This is a genomic window from Pseudomonas sp. CFBP13509, from assembly GCF_005233485.1.
Lineage (GTDB): Bacteria > Pseudomonadota > Gammaproteobacteria > Pseudomonadales > Pseudomonadaceae > Aquipseudomonas > Aquipseudomonas marginalis.
Map to the genome: position 1 here is coordinate 256,501 of NZ_QGAA01000005.1, position 20,524 is coordinate 277,024.

Annotated in this window: 19 protein-coding genes, 1 other RNA gene and 1 pseudogene; 6 read left to right on the forward strand and 15 right to left on the reverse strand. The window is 55.3% G+C overall.

Annotated elements, in window-relative coordinates; genetic code table 11:
* Position 1: 1 nt before the first annotated feature.
* Entirely contained in the window at positions 2–2,827 is a 2,826-nt protein-coding gene (locus PspCFBP13509_RS10975; RefSeq protein ID WP_137212028.1) for a DEAD/DEAH box helicase family protein, read from the forward strand.
* Between the two features lie 141 nt (positions 2,828–2,968).
* Here the strand turns inward: PspCFBP13509_RS10975 and PspCFBP13509_RS31355 are convergent.
* The 3 genes and pseudogenes from PspCFBP13509_RS31355 to PspCFBP13509_RS10990 all read right to left on the reverse strand — a co-directional run.
* A pseudogene (locus tag PspCFBP13509_RS31355) lies at positions 2,969–3,071 on the reverse strand (transposase domain-containing protein); the annotation flags it as partial.
* Positions 3,071–3,862 carry a hypothetical protein gene (locus PspCFBP13509_RS10985; protein ID WP_137212029.1) on the reverse strand — a complete coding sequence of 264 codons (792 nt, stop codon included), beginning with the start codon at positions 3,860–3,862 and terminating at the stop codon, positions 3,071–3,073. The gene PspCFBP13509_RS10985 and the pseudogene PspCFBP13509_RS31355, both read right to left, overlap by 1 nt.
* Positions 3,863–3,994: 132 nt before the next feature.
* Positions 3,995–4,348 carry a hypothetical protein gene (locus PspCFBP13509_RS10990; RefSeq protein WP_137212030.1) on the reverse strand — a complete coding sequence of 118 codons (354 nt, stop codon included), beginning with the start codon at positions 4,346–4,348 and terminating at the stop codon, positions 3,995–3,997.
* 139 nt (positions 4,349–4,487) lie between these two features.
* On the opposite strand from PspCFBP13509_RS10990, the gene PspCFBP13509_RS10995 reads away from it, so the two are divergent.
* Entirely contained in the window at positions 4,488–4,835 is a 348-nt protein-coding gene (locus PspCFBP13509_RS10995; protein WP_021492912.1) for a helix-turn-helix domain-containing protein, read from the forward strand.
* On the opposite strand, the gene PspCFBP13509_RS11000 is transcribed toward PspCFBP13509_RS10995, so the two are convergent.
* The 5 genes from PspCFBP13509_RS11000 to PspCFBP13509_RS31730 form a co-directional block, all read right to left on the reverse strand.
* A complete protein-coding gene (locus PspCFBP13509_RS11000; protein ID WP_137212031.1) occupies positions 4,822–5,127 on the reverse strand; it encodes a hypothetical protein in 306 nt (101 codons plus the stop codon). The two genes, PspCFBP13509_RS10995 and PspCFBP13509_RS11000, sit on opposite strands and share 14 nt — an antisense overlap.
* Before the next feature lie 57 nt (positions 5,128–5,184).
* Positions 5,185–5,394, reverse strand: a complete 210-nt coding sequence (locus PspCFBP13509_RS11005; protein ID WP_137212032.1) for a hypothetical protein — start codon at positions 5,392–5,394, stop codon at positions 5,185–5,187.
* A 13-nt stretch (positions 5,395–5,407) separates the two neighbouring features.
* Positions 5,408–5,905, reverse strand: a complete 498-nt coding sequence (radC, locus tag PspCFBP13509_RS11010; RefSeq protein WP_137212033.1) for a RadC family protein — start codon at positions 5,903–5,905, stop codon at positions 5,408–5,410.
* A gap of 115 nt (positions 5,906–6,020) precedes the next feature.
* Positions 6,021–6,989: a DUF932 domain-containing protein gene (locus PspCFBP13509_RS11015; protein WP_137212034.1), complete on the reverse strand. Its 969-nt coding sequence runs from the start codon at positions 6,987–6,989 to the stop codon at positions 6,021–6,023.
* A 93-nt stretch (positions 6,990–7,082) separates the two neighbouring features.
* Entirely contained in the window at positions 7,083–7,355 is a 273-nt protein-coding gene (locus tag PspCFBP13509_RS31730) for a hypothetical protein (RefSeq protein ID WP_228309928.1), read from the reverse strand.
* 233 nt (positions 7,356–7,588) lie between these two features.
* On the opposite strand from PspCFBP13509_RS31730, the gene PspCFBP13509_RS11025 reads away from it, so the two are divergent.
* A complete protein-coding gene (locus PspCFBP13509_RS11025; protein WP_137212036.1) occupies positions 7,589–10,405 on the forward strand; it encodes a TrlF family AAA-like ATPase in 2,817 nt (938 codons plus the stop codon).
* A 66-nt stretch (positions 10,406–10,471) separates the two neighbouring features.
* Here the strand turns inward: PspCFBP13509_RS11025 and PspCFBP13509_RS11030 are convergent, their stop codons facing one another.
* The 5 genes from PspCFBP13509_RS11030 to PspCFBP13509_RS11050 form a co-directional block, all read right to left on the reverse strand.
* Positions 10,472–11,728 carry an integrase domain-containing protein gene (locus PspCFBP13509_RS11030; RefSeq protein WP_137212037.1) on the reverse strand — a complete coding sequence of 419 codons (1,257 nt, stop codon included), beginning with the start codon at positions 11,726–11,728 and terminating at the stop codon, positions 10,472–10,474.
* Between the two features lie 183 nt (positions 11,729–11,911).
* Positions 11,912–12,308, reverse strand: a transfer-messenger RNA (tmRNA) gene (gene ssrA / locus PspCFBP13509_RS11035).
* Positions 12,309–12,401: 93 nt separating this feature from the next.
* Complete coding sequence (locus PspCFBP13509_RS11040) at positions 12,402–12,680, reverse strand: hypothetical protein (protein ID WP_027605349.1); 279 nt, start codon at positions 12,678–12,680, stop codon at positions 12,402–12,404.
* A gap of 137 nt (positions 12,681–12,817) precedes the next feature.
* Positions 12,818–15,628 (reverse strand): FAD-binding and (Fe-S)-binding domain-containing protein, encoded by a 2,811-nt coding sequence (locus PspCFBP13509_RS11045; protein ID WP_137212038.1) that lies wholly within the window; start codon positions 15,626–15,628, stop codon positions 12,818–12,820.
* A gap of 105 nt (positions 15,629–15,733) precedes the next feature.
* Positions 15,734–17,428: a lactate permease LctP family transporter gene (locus PspCFBP13509_RS11050; protein WP_065947685.1), complete on the reverse strand. Its 1,695-nt coding sequence runs from the start codon at positions 17,426–17,428 to the stop codon at positions 15,734–15,736.
* Between the two features lie 261 nt (positions 17,429–17,689).
* Between PspCFBP13509_RS11050 and PspCFBP13509_RS11055 the strand changes: the two genes are divergently transcribed.
* Positions 17,690–18,457 (forward strand): FCD domain-containing protein, encoded by a 768-nt coding sequence (locus tag PspCFBP13509_RS11055; RefSeq protein ID WP_065938286.1) that lies wholly within the window; start codon positions 17,690–17,692, stop codon positions 18,455–18,457.
* 36 nt (positions 18,458–18,493) lie between these two features.
* Here the strand turns inward: PspCFBP13509_RS11055 and smpB are convergent, their stop codons facing one another.
* Positions 18,494–18,976, reverse strand: a complete 483-nt coding sequence (gene smpB / locus PspCFBP13509_RS11060) for an SsrA-binding protein SmpB (RefSeq protein ID WP_003176160.1) — start codon at positions 18,974–18,976, stop codon at positions 18,494–18,496.
* Positions 18,977–19,144: 168 nt separating this feature from the next.
* Here smpB and PspCFBP13509_RS11065 point away from each other — a divergent pair, with 168 nt between their 5' ends.
* Both PspCFBP13509_RS11065 and PspCFBP13509_RS11070 read left to right on the forward strand, forming a co-directional pair.
* Positions 19,145–19,579, forward strand: coding sequence for a type II toxin-antitoxin system RatA family toxin (locus PspCFBP13509_RS11065; protein WP_027605353.1), 435 nt, complete (start codon positions 19,145–19,147; stop codon positions 19,577–19,579).
* Positions 19,572–19,874: an RnfH family protein gene (locus PspCFBP13509_RS11070; protein WP_065925317.1), complete on the forward strand. Its 303-nt coding sequence runs from the start codon at positions 19,572–19,574 to the stop codon at positions 19,872–19,874. The genes PspCFBP13509_RS11065 and PspCFBP13509_RS11070 overlap by 8 nt, the downstream gene beginning before the upstream one ends.
* 62 nt (positions 19,875–19,936) lie before the next feature.
* On the opposite strand, the gene PspCFBP13509_RS11075 is transcribed toward PspCFBP13509_RS11070, so the two are convergent.
* Positions 19,937–20,464: an outer membrane protein assembly factor BamE gene (locus PspCFBP13509_RS11075; protein WP_027605355.1), complete on the reverse strand. Its 528-nt coding sequence runs from the start codon at positions 20,462–20,464 to the stop codon at positions 19,937–19,939.
* Between the last annotated feature and the right edge of the window lie 60 nt (positions 20,465–20,524).

Below are 20,524 nucleotides of genomic sequence, written 5' to 3' on the forward strand. Positions count from 1 at the left end.
GATGACTGAACTAAACAAGGATCGTGTAGTTGCCCAAATTTGTCAGCGCCTCTCGTTACGTAAGCCTCAGGCAGAGGCGCTTCGGCGCCTCGATACCATCGTAGGACTCATTGATCCGAAAAAGGGCACTGATGTAGAGGCCGCTAGGGAGCAGGTACGTCAGGCATTCAGTGAGGTCACTGATGCGGACTTTGCAGATTTCGAACGCGAATTCCCATCGGTTTGTTTCTCCGTTGCCACCGGCGTCGGCAAGACCCGCTTAATGGGCGCATTCATTAGCTATTTGCACATGATCGGCAAGAGCCGGAACTTCTTCATTCTGGCACCAAACCTGACGATTTATGAGAAGTTGCTGTTCGATTTTGATCCGCGCAGCCCTAAATATGTTTTCAAGGGCATTGAAGTCTTTGCCCATAATCCGCCTTTGATTGTTAACGCTGAAAACTATGAGGAAGGTCGTGGTGTGCGCGGCGCGGATCTATTTGGCCGCGAAAGTGTGATCATCAATATCTTCAACATTTCGAAGATCAACTCCGAGGTACGAGGCGGGGCTGCTCCTCGTATCAAACGCCTGCAGGAGTACATTGGCGACAGCTATTTTTCGTACCTGTCTGAGCTTGAGGACTTGGTTCTGCTGATGGATGAAGCGCACCGTTATCGCGGTAGCGCTGGATTTAAAGCTATTGCCGAGTTGCAACCGATTATGGGCCTTGAGGTAACGGCGACGCCGAAAACTACGGGCAGTAAGCCCCAGTCATTTAAGAATGTGGTTTACCGCTACAACCTGCCTGATGCGATGGAGGACGGTTATGTGAAGGAACCTGCCATTGGTACTCGGGCGAACTTTAATCCGAAGTCAGTCGATGCCGATGCGCTTGAACGCATCATGCTTGAGGACGGAATTAACTACCACGAGCATGTCAAGGTGGCGCTGGAAACCTACGCCAAAAACTACGATAAACCGATAGTACGACCGTTTGTGCTAGTGGTGACCAAGGACACTACGCACGCCTCCGAGGTAAAACAATTTGTGGAGTCAGACGGATTTTTCGGTGGCCGTTACAAAGGTCGTGTTATCGAGATTCACTCAAAAACTTCCGGGGAAGAGAGTGACGAGAATGCGCAGCGCTTGCTGAACATCGAAAAAAGCGGCGATACCGACATCGTTATTCACGTTAACAAACTCAAAGAAGGCTGGGACGTTACTAACCTGTTCACCATTGTTCCATTGCGTGCCTCAGCTTCCGATATTCTGACCGAGCAAACCTTGGGGCGTGGGCTGCGTTTACCTTATGGCAAACGCACGGGAGTAGCCGAAGTTGATCAGCTCACCGTGATTGCCCACGACCGCTTCAATGACCTGATTGAGTTGGCTAAAACGGAAAACGGTGTTACCAAGAAACTCAAACAAGTGTTTATTGGTGAGGACGGTGACGTTACCTCAACGAGACCTGAGGTCGTCACTACGCCAAATGTCGTGCAGCACTTGGTGCAATCCATGCTGCCGAAAGCAGCAGGTAGTGAAAAAAGCACTGCCTACCAAATTCCTGCATCCTCGAACCCAGTCGGTGTGGCAGAGATGCCAGCGCCTTATATTTTGCACACTGCGCAAGAAGTGGAGGTGGCCGAGAAAACTCTTCAGATTGTCGTTCAGCAGACCGCTAAACAAGTAAGAAGCCTTGCGGATATTAATAAGCCGGAAGTGCAAGCCGCTATTGTTCAGGCCATTCAAGCGGAGCAAACACCGCAAGCTGAGATATTTTCGGTTGAAACGCTGAAAATTGAGGCAATCGTGAAGTCGATTTGCAGTCAGTTTGTTGAGCGAATTATTGCCATTCCAGCATTGACCATCACGCCGACCCAAAATGTGTCTTTTGGTTTTAAACAGTTCGCGCTGGATCTTAAACACTGGAACCATCAGCCGCTCTCGAACGAGTTATTGATTCAGGTCTTGCGCACAGAGAAAACGCAGTCTATCAGCGGCGACGCCCATGATGAGCAGCAAGAGTGCCTAGAAAACTATATTGTTGCCAAACTCATGGACTTCCCAGAGATTGATTACGACACGCACTCCGAAGTGCTTTACCAGCTGGCTGGCCAAGTAGTTACTCACTATCAAGCAAAATACGAAAAGCTTGAAGAGTTGCGTAGTGTGCTGCAAGGCCACTCTCGGCAAATGGCCGATGCCATCTTTGCGGATATGAAGAAAAATATGTGGCGCGGGAAAACAAATTACCGCGTTACTGTGAGCGCGGCCTTCCAAGATTTGCGTCCACAAACTTTCGAGAATGCGGGTAGCCAATATTCATTGGACTTTCGCCAGGCACCGCCAAAGCTTAATGAGATCAAGCGTTACATTTTTAGCGGTTTCAGTAAATCCTGCTACCCACTGGCTAAATTTGATTCAGATACGGAGCGTAAACTGAGCGAGATTTTAGAAAAAGAAAATGGCGTTAAGCTGTGGATGAAACCCGGCCCCAACCAATTCAAGCTCTACGACTCAGATGGCTTACCTTACCAGCCGGATTTTGTGGTTGAAATGCAAGACCGCATTTTGATTATTGAGACCAAGCGCGCGGATGAAATTAGCGATACGGTGGTATTGCGCAAAGCAGAAACCGCAGCGCTTTGGGCACATATCGCCACTGAGTTCCATGCGAAGAAAACTGGCGGTAAGCCGTGGTCTTATTTATTAGTGCCACATACGGACGTGGTTGGAAACTCTACGTTGGCAGGTCTTGCCGCAAAATACACGCGCCAAGCAGACACTGAGCTTTTGAGCCGCTATGAGCTATCTAACGAGCTGGGTTTAGCTCTGCAGGCGTAGGACAGACCACGAAAAAAGGGTAGCACCGGCTACCCTTTTTTGTGTGTCTTTGATCCCCACCTACCGAAAAGTAGGAATAAGGTTCACCGTGGCATTGCTGGCGAGCAGTCCCAGGAAAAAGCGCTCATAGTCCGCCACCGACTACACATGCGGCAGCTTTGAGCGTGTGGCGCAGCCAGACATAAGGTTCTTGGCAGTTGGTTTTGGCGGTTTCCACCAAACTGTAGCTCTGCGCAATGGCCGTTACTGCAACAGATAACCGACGGGTTGATTGTCCTTATCGAAACAGAGGATGGTCTCGCAGAAGCCGCCGATCTGGTCGATGTTCGATTCAGCAACTGCCGGCAACCACTTACCAAGGTCAGCAATCGGTACCTTCTTTTCGTTGATGTAGCAATCGTCATCCATACGCGGATTGCACCAGGCACTTTTCACGTCCGGCCATTCTAATTGGGCCGAGGTGGCAAGTGACTGCTGTGTCGATGCTTGTGCACGCCCCTTCTGTGCCTGCCAAGCTGCATAACCACCTTCATAGCGCCCGTCGAACGTTGGTAAAAGTTGATTATCTGGAACGCCAATGTCTAGGTAGAACTGGTGTAGGAGAGATCCCGCCTTGGCATACGACACCTGATGCGAGGTATCGACACGGTAGGCCACCGGCTTGCCGTCGGTGCTGACTCCGATGCGATACCAGATCGACAGGGTGAAGAACACGTCCTGGTTCCAGTCACCCACGATGGTGGCGTTTGTTCGGCACTTGCCGCGTAGGCACGTACCGCTTACTTGGTTGACGTAGCGTACATCCTGCTGGCGCTGAGCATTCCAGATGAGCACCTCGCGGGCGTTTTCCAGCCAGGTGCACTTAATCAGCGGCTGACCATTGAAGGCTTTCTTATTGATGCAGGGGATCGCTTCGGGGAGTCCATTGGTGGACGTCTCGTCCGGGTAGGCAATGTTGTTCCAGGCGTAATGGTCAATGACGGCATTGGCATTGGCGCAGAACGCGAGCAGCAGAATGCTGAGTATCCGTTTCATGAGGTAACTCCTGTTTGTGGTTTCTTGCGAGCGAGAAAGAGGAACCGGCCGTTTCACGACCGGTGGCGAAGCTCGCGAGTCCAGCAGCGCAGTGGTGCTCTTCGCTGTTGGTGGCAGTGGGAATGAGGAGGGCTACTTCTTGTAAACAACCTTGAGCCGCTTGTTGACGTAGTCCTTGATGATTTCGTAATCGGGGTTGTAGGTAACGAGCGTATGCCCTACCCCTGCTGTGGCCGTTAATGCCGCGATGGTCAATGTGGCGGGTGTTGTCAGGATGCTGAATACGGCACCCAGTGCGCCGCCTTGTACCACTGCACTTTTCACATCGCTTTTGACTCGACACTTCAGCCCCTGGCTTTCAATCTTGGTTTCGACCAGTTTGATGCCTCCCATGAAATTTCCCCTGAGGCCATGGATTTCGAAGGACGCTTTGCATTTCAAGAGGCCTTCAATCTGCATTTCATTCAGACCTGTTACGACGATCATGGGTTTTCCGAGCTCCCTGCAAGAGATAGTGGTTTTGAGAAAAGGTCGAATACCAACCTTTTAGGGTGAGTCTCGGTTTGGTAAGTCCTTCATGTCAACAGGTTGATAGCCAACTATCCAGGTTGAATTGGAGGGTGGCATGTCAAGAACCAAATCGAAGCAGCTGGCGGAGCTTGTTGGCCAAGCCATTGCGCGTCAGCGCATTCGCTGTAAGTTGAGTCAGGAGCAGGTTGCGGAAAAGCTAGGGATTGGAAGCGAGGCCGTATCCCGTATTGAGCGTGGCGTCGTGATGCCTAACATCGAACGCTTAATTGAGCTGGCGACGGTCTTCGGCTGCGAGACTGCCGACTTGCTGACTGAGGGCAGCACGCGTCAGGAGGATCAGGCGCGTCGACTGCAGGGGCTGTTATCCGTACTGGACTCAGATGACCGTACGCTAGTGCTGGAGTTTGTGGAGAGTTTGGTGGCGCGCCTCAGCCGGGGTTAAGCCGCTCCTTGATTTCGGCTGCCTCGTTGAATAACGCGCCACAGCGGAGGCATAGAGAGTCAAAGTCGGCGAGGTGGAACCGCACAACCTCATCGGGCTCTTTTCTGGCAGCTGGGTAAGCATGCACAACGGCGGTTAGCCCGCAGGGAAGAGCGGACTGGCCGAACCTTTCATGCGGACTTTGAGCGCCCTCGATTGCGCCATTGAGTAACCCGATCAGCAAGGTCAGCCCTTTGGCGGCGTCACGCGTCAGCACGGCGCTGGAGTCGCAGATCAGACGCTGTCTGTTCATCGTTATGTTTCCTATTGAGTTGAGGCGCTAGTGCATGCCTGAGGCTCACAAGTAGGTTTATTTCGGTGCTACCGTTGTGGCGTCTGCCGCTGCTGAATTGGGTGCCAATGCCTTCAAGAGACGGCAGAACATCCAACACGCCAACAGTACGGCGATCAGCAGTGGCGGAAACCGCACCATCAGAAACACCAGCAGTAGGATGGCCAAGCAGCCTGCAAGAATGCCGGTGAACATGAGCACGGCCGCAAACATGCGTAGTAGCTTCATCGTCGTTTTCTCCTCATAGATAGCCCTGCTCCGCCAGCGATACGCAGCCCTCGTGACCTACCACGATATGATCCAGCGTTCGCACCCCAACCAGGTTCAAGGCCTCCTGTAGTTTGTGGGTCAGGTTGAGGTCTGCTTGGCTAGGTTCTGGATCACCGGAAGGGTGGTTGTGTACCAATACAGTTGCTGCCGCGTTGTGCTCTAGGGCGGTCTTGACGACTTCGCGGGTATAGACGTTGGCACCGTCCAACGTGCCCCTGAAGAGTTCGTGAAATACGATTACTCGGTGCCGGTTATCAAGTAGGAGCAAGGCGAATACCTCGTGCTCGTAATCGGCCAGCAGCGCTTGCAGATGGCTGAACACTTCCTTCGGCGAAGTTAATGCCCGTCCTCGGCGCAGACGTAGGTTTGCCAATTGCCGGGCCATTAGCAGGATGTCGGCTTCACTGATCGGCGACTCGATTTGGTAGGTGCCGGTAGATTCACTAGCCTTCAGCTTATGTAGGCGCATGTGGAGTTCCTTGATGGTTATCTGTTGGTAGCGTTCATAGCGTTCACCTTGCAGAAACAGAAACGCCCGATCAGCCTCGTCGCTGATCGGGCGTTTTGGGAGAGGAAGTACCCGGTTAGGCGACAAGCTGCAGGGCGGTGTCCAGAGCACGTTGCTTGATCTGCGCCCCTTGACCGAACCAGGCCGAGTCCATGCGGTACTCGTTGCTACGGGCGCGACGTTCGTGGTCGACGTACTCGGTTACGGCGTTGAGCAGGCCCCAGGCGGTACCGCGAGCCGAGTCCAGCTGACTGCCTCGGCCGCGACCTTCGTACAGCTCCTGAACCTTGCGCAGGGCGCGCTTGTTGGGTAGTTGCTCCGGTAATTGATTGCTCGGATTTACCTCGCACAACACTGACATGAAATATCCAAGAGCCTCATGCCACTGAACTTTGCGTTCAGCGAGATGGCGCATGCGATACATGAACTCGTCCCAACCGGAAACGGCTATGCCGAGTTGCTTCTTCACTACCTTCGGATCGAAGCGGGTATTGTGCGGCACCTTGATTGCACGAGCTGAGCCGTCCAGGGCTATCGTCAGAGTGTTGTTGCATACCACGCGCACGGTGGTGGGTGTTGCCGTGGTGGCCAGGGTGCCATCGCAGGACGTGGCCAGCAGCAGGTAGCCGTTGACTTGATCGTTACCGTTGAGCGCAGCACCTTGCCCGGTACGCGCCAACGCCCAGAACTTGCGACCACCTTTGAGTACCCCCGCAGTCTCCAGCTCGTAGCCGGAGACCTCGGTGAGGTCACGATAAAACTCCAAAACTTCCCGAGGCTGCACGGTATGGTAGCGCAGGGAAACGACTGACAGCGGCGCCTTGGTATCCGAACGCAACAGCACTTTCTGTTCGGGGAAGGAATGGATCGCGCCCAGGTGGCCGATGCTCTCTGATTTGAAGAGGACGGGGCTTTCCTGGATGTCCCAGTCCATGCCGGCTTCGCGTTGCCAAACTTCGATGGGTTGCTTTTGAGTGAGGTGATTGCCAAGGCCGTGCCAAGGAGTTGCTCCGGCGTAGGCCATAGTTTCGACGAGATGAGCCATGATTGTGATTCCTTTGGATGCTATCCGTCATAAAGCTCCGCGCACAACGCAGCACCGAAACGGACGTAATAGATAGAAGAGAAAATGACCTGATTAGGTCGGTAGGTTAAAGCGGTGACCACATAGCAGGCAGAGGTTGTGGGCCAGGACGTGGCGATCGAGAGACTCACCGAGTTGGGCGCCGAGTGCACAACCACCAACCCCGCCGGCGAGGCCACCGAGGATGGCACCAGATACGGAGCCTAGTGTGATACCCAAAGGCCCAGCAATAGCGCCAATAAGCGCACCAGCTTGACCGCCAGCTAGCGCAGCACTGATGCCGCGCGCAGCACCGCCAACGGTGCCGATGCTCGCGCCGATTTTCATGGCGTGATGGAATGAAGCGACTTTTGGGGAGTGACAGCGGGGACACTGCAATGACATGGTGTGAACCTTCTTGTTGGTTATGTCATTGCGGTAATGTGTGGTTGAAATTTCTTTGAATCGAATAGACGGCGCCCCTGTAGGGAGTGTAGTGATTACCTACAAACCCTAAGATGCCCCTATGGCAGTATGCTTCGATCGTCCGCCAAGCGCGAAAATGGAATTGGAGGTAAATAGTGGTCGAATATCAGGGAATGCGCTGGCTCAAATCCGACTTTCAGGTACAAACGCCTGAAGACAATCGACATTGGGCAGACGATGATCTGCGCCTTCACATTCGTCGTCCGATAATCGACGGGAAACCTTGCGAGCAAGCCATTCAAGTAAAGGCCAAGCAGTTCCTCCGGCGCTGTCATGAGCTCGACCTAGAAATGATCGGTATTACTGACCACAATTTTTCGGAGAAAGCAGATCCGCGTGACTGGTTTCTCACCCATTTGGTCGAACAGAATAAGTCAGTCGCTAAAGAGCTTAATCGCGCGCCAATCTCTATTTTTCCAGGATTTGAAGTCGACATTGGCTATCACGTTCTTTGCCTATTTGATCCAGCTAAGAAACAGCGGCATGTTCAGCGCGTTAACATGATTCTCACGAAGCTTGGCTTGGCTGAACATGAACGATTCAGAGCTGGAGAGCCTGCACTGCTACGCAGAGAGGGGCGAACAATCAGCTTGAAGGAGTTGCTGGAGGTTGTTCAAGAACAGCATGCAGGCATAGTGATAGCCGCTCATGCTGACCAAGCAGATGGCATGCTGTCATCAGCAAATAACATTGCGGATTACCAGAACCCGGGTCTGCTGGCTGTTGAGGTGACTACCTATCCAATGCCGCAGAGATTCAAGTCGATCCTAGAGGGTAGCAATCCTGACTGGTCGAGGCGCGGACGTCAGCCCGCCTATGTTCAGTCATCAGATGCAAAGTCTCTGAAGGTAGGGGAGGACGGCCGTCCCATTGCCAACTCTTTGGGCTACCGCTGGACATGGCTAAAAGCCTCCAAGCCTTCTATCGTGGCACTACGACAAGCGTTTTTAGATGGGACATCTCGCTTACGCCTTCAAGACGCAAGGCCATCAGAAGAGCAGACTCACCCTAGAATTGTTTTTCTGAAATGCAGCGGGCTGAAGTTTCTAGCGGACCAAGAAATTGCTTTTTCACCGAATTTGAACACTGTTATTGGTGGGCGTGGAACTGGTAAGTCGACGCTGATGGAGCTACTTCGCTTTGCTTTTGCTCGGGACACTGGTGGCCAATTTTCCGCGTCAACTAAGGCAAAGTTCGAACGGCTCAGAGGTACGTTCTCGGGCGATGCGGAAATCCAAGTCGGTTGGGAAAGCGTACCTGGCCAAGTTGACATCATCTCGCTTCGCCCAGACGCCGCTCATGCAATGCTGCAGGGCGAAGTGCACGATATTCCAGCCTACCTGAAGCAAATTCCAATTCAGTTCTACAGCCAGCAGCAGCTTAGTGAGCTTACCGATATTGGTGGTGAAGGTAGCTTGCTGGGCATGGTGGATGAGGCTTGTAGTGCAGAGCTTCAAGCGCTTAAGGGGCGAGAAAATACCCTGCGAGCCGAGATCGTTCAGGTATTTGCTGCTTCCGATCAGTTAGATGAGTTACGGAAAGTAGAAAAGGAATTGGCCCAGGAGCTGCAAGAGCTGAACCGCCAATGGCAGGCTCGAAAAGAGGTGCAGGCAGAAGCGCTTCAATACCAGCGAGCGGAGGCGGCTCGGCAATATTTGGAGAAAGCGAAAGCGCAGTTGGTTAAAGATACCGGTTCACTCAAGGATCTTGCTAAACAGCTGTCCGATCGTGGCGCGTTGAACGACGGTAACGTTGAGGCTTGGCCAAGATCTGATTGGTTCAACCTCTACACACAGGGAGCTGTTGCGCTTCGCCAGAAGCACTCACATAAGCTCGCAGAGCTAGCTGCCGAGATGCAGAAAGACGCCGATGAATTGGAACAGCAACTTGGGGGCTGGAATTCCGTTTCCGCTGAGCTAAATGCGATTAAGGCTGGATTCCTTCGCGCCTGTGAAGAAAGAGGTCTTCAGCCTCAAGATGTTGCACGCCTTCAGGAAATCGACAGGCTTCGTCAGATCAAGCAAGCCAACCTTGAGGATCTACTAAGGAAAATCGAGGCTCTCACACCCGAAGTGGAAAGACGGGATTCAATGCTGAGCAAGCTGCATGATCTTTGGTCTGAACAGCTTATGGTTAGAGCTCGAACTGCTCAGGAAATTACGCAGAAGGCCGACCGCTCTATCACTGTGTGTATCCAGCCGATGGCCGACGAAGTCCACTTTCAAGAAGTCTGGGAAGGAATGGCCCCTGACCGCCGTGCCAGAATCGGTAGAGTCTGGGAACAAATCGGTACAGCGCTCTTTGCAGATTTTCAACAGCATCTGTCCGATGTTAAACCAGGCTTACAATCTCCATGGCTGTATATCAAGGCGGTGCTGATGGGCGAGCTACCTGGCCCATTAGAAATAGCAGGTTTATCAGATGATATTCGAAAGCATTTCGTTGAGCAGAAAAGCAAGTGGCGTGCGGCACGCCTCACTCGAATAGAAGACAAGGTAGATGTAGAGCTCTATCGTGCGGATGGAACACTCGTGGGCAATATCCAAAGTCGTGTACTTTCAGAAGGCCAGAGGAATACAGCGGTTCTTAAGCTACTTCTTGCTCAGGGTGATGGTCCGATTTTAATAGACCAGCCTGAAGATGAGCTGGACTCGAACTTTATCTACCACGAATTGGTTCCTTTACTTCGCAAGGTGAAAAACCGGAGGCAGCTCATCTTGACCACACACAATGCAAACCTGCCAGTAAATGCTGATACCGATCTGGTTTTCGCCCTTGATGTGAGGGAAGGGCGCGGAACACAGCTAGCAATAGGAGGGCTTGACCAAGCTCACTCGGCTAACGCGGTCCTAAACATCATGGAAGGCTCCGCTGAGGCGTTCAAAAGGCGCTTCGACAAGTATCATTTTTGACCTTCGCCTACTGGGTGGCGTGATGTAACTCTGAAGGTCAGCTCCGGGGTTAGAGCAGTCCTTAGATCAGCGTATCGATACGACTTTTCTGTCCCTACTTTCCTTAATGGCAGCCACCGATAGATTGCCGGTGGCTGCCTCTTGAATGTGTTCACTCCACCAAGCCATCATCGGTCGTCTGCGCTCGATATAGTCCGCTCGGTTATAGGCGCTGCGAACCTCATCTTTGTCGACGTGCGCAAGCGCCACCTCGATCAGCTCAGGATCCCAGCCGTGTTCGTTGAGGATGGTGCTGGCCATTGAGCGCATGCCATGGCTCACCAGCCGACCTTCGAAGCCCATGCGCTTTAGCGCCATGTTGGCGGTCTGGCTGTTGCAGTGTGTTCGAGGGTCCCGGTCTGCAGGAAATATATACTCTCGGTGTCCGCTGTATGGTTTGATTGCCTCCAACAGCGCCAGTGCTTGATCTGTGAGCGGCACGATATGTACGCGGCGTTTCTTCATGCGCTCAGCAGGAATCGTCCAGATCTTCTTCTCGAAGTCGATGTCGGCCCAGCGCGTGGTTGCAGCCTCCGCTGGGCGAGTCATGGTATTGAGCTGCCATTCGATCAGACAGCGCGTAGTTCTTTTTATGCTGGCATTGGCAATTGCCACCATGAGCTCTTTCAGCTCATCGGGAGCAAGTGCCGCCATGTTTTTCTTTTTCGGCTTCTTGAAGACGGAGCGAATCCCGCTGAGTGGGTTTGCGTGTATCAGTCCTGAGTTGACCCCGTAAGTCATGATCTCGTTGAGTCGCTGTGACAGCCGTTTGACGGTTTCAAGGCTACCTTTGGTTTCGAGTGGTCGAAGAAGGTTGATGACTTGTGGTGCGCTGATGGCTGAAATCTGTGTGGTGGCCAAATCCGGAAATACATGCAGCGTCAACGAGCGCCAGATGTCCTCGGCATAAGCTGGTGTGACCGCATCCTTCTTCAGTTCAAACCATTCCGTCGCGACATTCTGAAATGTGTGCTCGGTTTCAGCTTGCTTTGCTTGCAGCACTGCATCTCGTTGTTCTTTGGGATCGATGCCCTGGGCAAGTATTTCCCTCGCTGCAATGGAGCCCTTTCGTGCTTGCGCTAGCGAGACTTCTGGGAAGGTACCGAGGCCCATGTTGATTCGCTTCTTCGTCACGGGGTGTCGATAGTTGAAGTTCCATAGCTTTGAGCCATTACTTCTCACTCGCATTTGAAGTCCGCCGCCGTCGAACAGGACGTAGTCCTTTTCAGCAGGCTTGGCAGATTTGATTTTGAGTTCAGAGAGGCGAACCGCTTGTGCGCACATTGGCATTCCAGGGTGGGGTTGGCATTCCAAAAATTAGCACTGTTGGGCTTGGAATGCCAATTGGAATGCCATAAAGGGTGGCTGCTCTTGGACGTTCGTGGACGCTGATGGCGCTAAAACCCCCGTATTCACTGGATTCCAGGCACAAAAAAAGACGTCCGTGGACGTCTTTAGATGATAAGGTGGTGGAGCCGGGGGGATTTGAACCCCCGTCCGCCAGTACTCCGCTGTCGGTACTACATGCGTAGCCGTTTCTATTAAGTTAACCCTCAGCGACCCGAAGGGCAGGGTGCTTTGGGCGAGTTGTGTAAGTTTTAGCCGCTTCGTCCACAACGTACTGCACGGCGATTCTGTTCTATATGACAATCACTTTGGGTTTACAGACATCCCCTGGTGATTGCTGGACCCGAAGGTACCAGAAGCTCAGGTCTAAGGCTGCTTACGCAGCGATAGCGAATTCCTGGCCGTAGTTTTCGTCATTGGCAACTATAAGTAGTTGCAACAGTGGATTTACGAGTTCTGTTACCAACTCGGCATGCACCTAAAGTTTCGCGACCGGCGTCGAATCCTAAACGGCCCCGTGCTTGTAACTCGTTGTTTCATAGTGAGTGACAAGCCTGTGCAGTGTACGCCAAACGGTCACGGAAGGCCAACCCGAAGGTTGGCCCTGCGCTTATTGACCGCCTTTGTCCAGGTTCTGCAGGTCTTGCAGGGCCTTGGAGGTGATTTCGATGCACTTCTTGTCGTCACCGGCGGCGTGGGCAGCCTTGGCCTGGGAGACGGCTGTGTCGATTTCGCCGCTTTTGCCACTGGTGTCGGTGGCGAGCAGCGCTTTACCGTTGTTGATTTTGTCCAGGTTGATCTTGCACAGGTCGGGCTCGCCAGCAGCGAAAGCAGGGGAGGCCAACATCGCAGCGGTAATGAACAAGCCAGCAAGAGCGGAACGCTTCATAGGGTATCTCCTTGCGCAAAAAAGGCTCGACGCTGCTGGCGTTCATGGGCTGCCAGCGACATCACTGATGGGCCTCGTGCGTCGAGGCCTATGCAGATGACTACGCCAGCGCGCAGGGGTTCTGTTTTTTTGCGGGATTAATGGGCGCGGGCCTGAGTCACGCGATCCACGAGGTACACCAACCCGTGATAGTCGATGCCGCCATGCTGGCTCAGGCCGATCTCGCAGGTGCGGCTGGTGGAGATGCCTTCACTGCAGTGCTGCACTGCATCCTTGAGGGAGCGCAGCGAGTGGGCGTTGAGTTCCGGCGTGGTGAAACCTTTGTCGCCGGCAAACCCGCAGCAGTGAATGCCTTCCGGAATTACCACGGTTTTGGCACAGCGACGGGCCAGGTCGATCAGGGCCTGGCTTTCTCCCAGGTGTTGGGTGCTGCAGGTGACGTGTACGGCGATCGGTGCCTCCTGCGGTGTGAAGTCGAGACGGTCCATCAGGTGCGTGCGGATGAAACGTACGGGGTCGTAAAGGTCCAGGCGCGTTTCGCCGAGGTCTTGCACCAGGCGCAGGGTGCAGGGGCTGGTGTCGCAATAGATCGGGTCCAGGCCGCCGCGGCTGGCATGGAGCAGGGCGCCGATCAGTTCCTGGCGTTTGTGTTCTGCCTGTTCGGCGTAGCCTTTGGAAGCGAAAGGCTGGCCGCAGCACAGGTTGTCCTGGTTGTCGGGAAACACGACCTGGTAACCGGCTTTTTCCAGCAGGCCCTGGGTTTTTTCGTACAAAGACATCTGCTCTTTATCACCGGCCGCCGGGCCCATGGCGCGTGAGACGCAGGCCGCCAGGTAGACCACCCGTGGCCGCTCATCCGTCACCGCCGGGCTGAAGCGAATGGCTTTTTCCGGTTGTGGCATGGCGTTGGTCCACTGCGGAATCTGTCCCTTGGACAACTTGGTCATGGTGGCCGACAGCTTCGCCAGGCGAGGCGCTCCCAGCAGCATGCGTGCACCATTGGCTACATGCAGGGTAAAGCGCGCACCTTGCAGTGCCGTGGCGAAATGGGTGGCCAGCCATTCGGCGGTTTTCGTACGGTCGGCGTCACGGCTTCGCAGTTTTTTCACCAGGTCGCCGGTATTGATTCCTACCGGGCAGCGCTGGGCGCATAGGCCGGTGGCGGCGCACGTGTCGATGCCCTGGTAGTGGTAGGCCGCTTCCAATTCGGTAGTGTCGACGCCGGCGCGTTTTTTCGCCTGTATATCTCGCCAGATCACGATGCGCTGGCGCGGGCTCAACGTCAGGCCCTTCGATGGGCATACCGGTTCACAGAAACCGCACTCAATGCACTTATCCACAAGCTCGTCGGCCGCAGGCAGCGGCTTGAGGTGCTTGAGGTGAATCTGCGGATCTTCGCTGAGCACCACATCAGGATTGAGAATGCCGTTGGGGTCGAGCAGGCGTTTGAGTTGCCACATCAATTGATAGGCGTCGCTGCCCCATTCCAGCTCCACGAACGGTGCCATATTGCGGCCGGTGCCGTGTTCGGCTTTCAGCGAACCGCCGAACTCCACGGCCACCAATTGCGCGACGTCATCCATGAACGCTTGATAGCGTGTGACTTCTTCCGCGCTGTTGAAGCCTTGGGTGAACACAAAGTGCAGATTGCCTTCCAGGGCATGTCCGAAAAGGATGGCTTCGTCGTAGTGATGTTTGTCGAACAGTTCGATCAAGCGGTTCACGCCAATGGCCAGTTGCTCGACCGGGAAGGTGACGTCTTCGATGATCACCGTGGTGCCGGTTTTGCGTACAGCACCTACGGCGGGGAAGGTGTCCTTGCGGATGGCCCACAGGCGGGCGTTTTCCACAGGGTCTTCGGTGAAGTCGACCTGTTTCTCCACCGGGAAACCGGCCAGCGACGCCATGATCAGCGCCAATTGTTCATGCAGCAATGAGGGCGATGCGGCGCGGGATTCAATCAGCAGGGCGCAGGCACTTTCTGACAAGTGCTGTACGAATGCGGGCATGCCCGGTTTGTTCTGCACCGAGCGCATGCTGCGTCGGTCCAGCAACTCGACAGCCGACACCGGTTGGGTTTTCAGGATGGTGACTGCGTTGCAGCAGGTCTCCACATCCGGAAATACGATCAACGCCGACGCCTTGTTCGGGTGGTCGATCACGGTGTCGTAGGTGACTGCGCTGATAAAACCGAGGGTACCCTCGGAGCCCACCAACAAATGGCTGAGGATATCCAGCGGTTCATCAAAATCCACCAGGGCGTTGAGTGACAGGCCGGTGGTATTTTTCAGACGGTATTTGTGGCGGATTTTTGCTGCCAATTCCGCGTTTGCCCGCGTTTCACGGCCGAGTGTGGCCAGGCGCTCGAGCAGTGCGCCGTGCTGTTCACGAAACGCCGTAACGCTGCTTGCGTCTTCTGTATCGAGGCGGCTGCCATCGGCCAGGACCAGACGAATTCCGGCCAGGGTGTGGTAGGTGTTCTGCGCCGTACCGCAGCACATGCCACTGGCGTTGTTGGCGACGATTCCGCCGATCTTGCAGGCATTGATCGACGCCGGGTCTGGGCCGATCTTGCGCCCGAATGGCGCCAGCCAGGCGTTGGCCTGTGCGCCGATCACGCCGGGTTGCAGGCGGATCTGAGTGCCTTGCCCGCGAATCTCACGGCCGTTCCAATTGTCCCCCAGCACGATCAGTACCGAGTCGCTTATCGCTTGCCCGGACAGGCTTGTGCCGGCTGCGCGGAAGGTTACCGGCACACGTTCACGCTGGGCCAGTTGCAGCAGCGCCACCACTTCGTCTTCCGATTCGACGCGGATCACCAGTTGTGGGACCAATCGGTAAAAGCTGGCGTCGGTGCCGAATGCGAGGGTGGAAAGTGGATCGTCGAAACGTCGATCTTGTGGGATCAGCTGTGCAACGTCAGCAAGGAAAGCGGCAGGCAGACTCATTGGTCCTCCAGGATCAGCACCCCCTGGGCGCCGTATTGACACGATTGCGCAAAGCCGACGCCGAAGTTATAGCCCGGCGTCGGTTATGACCCTATTGCTACGGCTTTAGTGCACCAGCATGCCGGTAAACCAGTAAGCCTGGGCCAGGGTGATCAGCCCGACGATCGTGGCGAAGAACAGGCTGTGCTTGAGGGTGAAGCGGAACAGGTCGGATTCTTTACCCACCAGTCCGGTAGCGGCGCAAGCCACGGCGATCGATTGCGGCGAAATCATTTTGCCGGTCACGCCGCCACTGGTGTTTGCAGCGACCAGAAGCGTGTCGTTGACGCCGATCTGGTGCGCCGTGGTGGCTTGCAACGAGCTGAACAGGGCGTTGGACGATGTGTCGGAGCCTGTCAGGAAAACCCCCAGCCAGCCTAGGAACGGCGAGAAGAACGGGAAGGCTGCACCAGTGCCAGCCAATACCAGCGCCATGGTCGAAGACATGCCGGAGTAATTGGTGACAAAGGCGAATGCCAGCACCATGCCGATAGACAGGATCGGCCACCGCAACTCGTAGAAGGTCTCTTTTAAAGTGGTAAGACCAATCTTGATATTGATCTTCAGGACCAGCATCGAGATCAGTGCCGAGAAGAAAATAGCGGTACCGGTCGCTGAAATCGGGTCCAGCTTGAATATCGCTGGGATCGCAGTCGGGTTGGTCACGATGGGTGCAACCTTGATCACCATTTGATCCAGGTGCGGGATCGCGAAGTTGAATACCCAGCTGTACATCGAGCCGCCTGCGGCGAACATCGCCTTGAACGGTTTGAGGGTCCAGATGGTGACCAGCACGGTGAGGATCAGGAACGGTGACCACGCCTTGAAGATCTGCCCCAGGCTGTAAGGTGAGGCGACGGTGCTGCGCGGCAGGCCGAAGCCGCCGGCGCTGGCGGTAATCGCTGCGTCGGAAGTGGCACCGGCAATCTGCGCGCCCGCAGTGCGTTTGGGTTGCCATACTTTCAGGAACAGGGTCAGAGAGATCAGGCTGGCCAGGGCCGAGGTGATATCCGGCAGTTCCGGGCCGATGAAGTTGGACGTGAAGTATTGGGTGATGGCAAAGCTCAGGCCCGCGACCAGCGCAGCTGGCCAGGTTTCGCGAACGCCGCGCAGGCCGTCCATCATGAAGACCAGCCAGAACGGCACGAACAGCGACAGCAGCGGCAGTTGGCGGCCAGTCATGGCGCCGATCTTGAATGCATCGATTCCGGTCACTTGCCCGGCAACGATGATCGGAATTCCCAAGGCGCCGAAGGCGACGGGTGCGGTGTTGGCAATCAGGCACAGGCCGGCCGCGTACAGCGGATTGAAGCCCAGGCCTACCAGCAGTGCGGCGGTAATCGCCACGGGGGCGCCGAAACCGGCAGCACCTTCCAGGAATGCGCCGAAGCAGAAGCCGATCAACAGCACCTGCAGGCGCTGGTCATCGGTGATCGACAGGACAGAGCTGCGGATGATCTCGAACTGGCCGCTCTTGACGGTGAGTTTGTAGAGAAACACCGCCGCGACAATGATCCAGGCAATAGGCCACAGGCCATAGGCAAAACCGTAGCCAGCGGCGGCCAGCGCCATGTCCACTGGCATGTGGAAGGCAAAGATCGCTACCAGTATCGACAACGCCAGCGTGATGCTGCCGGCCACGTGGCCTTTGAGGCGAAACACGGCCAGAGCCAGGAAGAAAAACACGATCGGAATAACGGCGGCCAGTGCGGACAGGCCGAGGCTGCCGAGCGGGCTGTAGAGCTGTTGCCAGGTTTGCATATGGGGTGGCCCCTAATTGTTGTTGGTCAGGCACTTCATAGTCGACTTGGATAATTGGTAATACCAATTTACAATCGCTGGAGGCTAGGTTAAAAGTCTTCGCGGGATGTGTCAATTTGCCGCTCGCGAAACTTTGGTCGTAGCCCGGCAGGCGAGGTGGTTTGATCGGGTGAATCGAAGCGGTTCTGATAGGTGCTGGAAGGGCGGCGATAGGCCAGAATAGAGGCCCCGGCGAGTGGTCGGGATGGTGGGGAGTGAGTTATGGGGTTTGATCAGGTGCGTCAGCGCCGTTTGTCTGACGATATAGTCGAGCAGCTTGAGGGGATGATCCTTGAGGGCACGTTGAAGTCGGGTGAGCGCTTGCCGGCCGAGCGCGCTTTGGCTGAACAGTTTGGTGTGTCGCGTCCTTCGTTGAGGGAGGCGATTCAGAAGCTGGCGGCCAAGGGCTTGTTGGTGAGCCGTCAGGGTGGGGGCAATTATGTTGCCGAGTCACTGGGCTCGACGTTCAGCGATCCGTTGCTGCACCTGTTGGAAAACAATCCCGAGGCCCAGCGTGACCTGCTGGAGTTTCGTCAGACCCTTGAAGCGTCCTGTGCTTATTACGCAGCATTGCGAGCTACTGAGGTCGACCGTGAGCGGCTGACCGCTGCATTCGAGGCGTTGCAGGATTGCTATGCCCGCGTTGATGAAGTGAGTCGGGTCGAGGAGGGGGCTGCGGATGCACAGTTCCACCTGGCCATTGCGGAGGCCAGCCATAACGCGGTGTTGCTGCACACTATTCGCGGCTTGTTCGACCTGCTCAAGCGTAACGTGGTGACCAATATTGGCGGCATGTATCAGCAACGTACGGAGACGCGCGACATGCTGATCAGTCAGCACCGGGAACTGTACCTGGCGATTATCGAGGGCCGGGCCGAGCAGGCGCGAGAAGTCTCGACACGTCACCTGGAGTACGTGCAGGAAGTGTTGGAGGAAGTACGTCAGGAGGTTCAGCGCGTGGCGCGTGCGGAGCGGCGTAAGGGGATGTAGCCGGGGGGAAGTCCCGAGGCTACATCGTTACAAGGGTTACTCCTCCTTGCCCTTGTTGCGCACGGCGCGATGCAGTTCGCGGTTGGAATCGCGTTCGCGCTCAGTATCACGCTTATCGTATTCCTTCTTGCCCTTGCCCAGTGCGATCTCGCACTTGACCAGGTGCTTGCTCCAATACCAGGACAGGCAGATACAGGCATAGCCTTTCTGCTGTACGGCTGCGGCGAGCTTTTCCAGTTCGCGGGCATTGAGCAATAGTTTGCGCGTGCGCACCGGGTCGGCAATCACGTGGGTGCTCGCGGTTGTCAGCGGGGTGATATGACTGCCGAGCAGCCATGCCTCGCCATCCTTGAGCAATACGTAGCTGTCGACCAGTTGCAACTTGCTGGCACGCAGACTCTTTACTTCCCAGCCGGCCAGGACCAGACCAGCCTCGAACCGATGTTCGATGAAGTAATCGTGTCGCGCTTTTTTATTTTGCGCGATGGTCCCTGTGGGGTGTTTCTTTTGTTTAGCCATAGGGGCGGCATTATAGGGAGTTGCGAGCGTGTCGGCTACGGTCAACCTGCGTGCTTGAGCGTGTTGGTCGAATCCCGGACAATACCGGCAGTTCTTTGGTTTTTTTCTTTCGCGGATCGGACTGTTGTTTCGCGATGTTTGCCGCTCAGCTGTGGAAATCACGCACACATGACGACGCATATTCAACGTTCGGCCCTGCTGCCCTATCCGGCGCAGGCGCTCTATGACCTGGTCAACGACGTGGCGCGTTACCCGGAATTCCTGCCTTGGTGCTCAACTGCCGAGGTGCTGGAAAGCAGTGATGAACATATGGTTGCCAGTGTTGGGGTGGCGAAAGGCGGGCTCAGTCAGCACTTTGTTACGCGGAATGCGCTGGTGCCGGGCAAGTCCATTGAAATGAATTTGCAGGAAGGGCCGTTTACCCAGCTGCATGGTGTATGGGTTTTCAAGGCGCTTACCGACAAGGCCTGCAAGATCAGCCTGGATTTGTCGTTTGATTACGCTGGGCCGATTGTGCGGGCCACATTGGGGCCGTTGTTCAATCAGGCGGCCAATACCCTGGTGGATGCATTCTGCCAGCGAGCCAAGCAATTGCATGGTTGAGATCGAGGTGGTTTATGCCGCCGAGGATCGCCAGGTTCTGCTGGCGCTGACGGTGGCTTCGGGAACCAGTCTGCGTGCAGCAGTGCAGTTGTCAGGGATGGCTATGCAGTTTCCTGAACTGGATCTGGCTGCTTGCCCCTTGGGGGTATTCGGTAAGGTCGTCACGGATGCTGAGGTGCGTCCCGTGCAATCGGGCGATCGCATTGAAATCTATCGGCCCTTGCTTGTGGACCCTAAAGAAGTGCGCAGGCTGCGTGCCGCCAGGGCGGCGTTGGCGAAGCGGCAGCATCCATAAGCTGGTTGAATGACAGGCAACAAAAAGCCCGGCATGCCGGGCTTTTTATATGCGCCGCAATGTTACTGCGGGCTGGTGTCCAGAGGCTGAGGCGTCGGGACAGGGACCGTTTCGACCCCGTCGACGTCTTTCTGGATCTTGTCGAGCAAGGAGCCTGGCTTGGCTGGTACTTCGGACTTCGGCTTCTCGCTTTCCTGCACAGGTGCAGTCACGTTGGTGCCGTTATCGTTGCCGAGCAGCGCTTGATCACGGCTTACGCCTGGCATGAAGTCACCCGACAGGCTGACAAGCTGGTCATTGCCATTGAAAATGACGCTGACACGCTCCTGTTGGCGTTCACCGCCACCGGGCTGCAGGCTATAGAGATAATCCCAGCGATCGGCGTGGAAAGTGTCGGTCAGCAGGGGGTTGCCCATAATAAACCGTACTTGCCGTCGGGTCATTCCCGGGCGTAACTGGTCTATCATGTCCTGCGTGACGACATTGCCCTGCTGGATGTCGATTTTGTAAACCCCGGGGAATGAACAACCGGCGAGTGCGAGCAGTCCCACAAAGGTGAAACTGGTTAGCAAGAGCTTGGTGTTTTGCATCGGTGGGCGACTTCCACTATCTTGGCTGGGACAACGTAAACGCCGATCATACCCGTATTA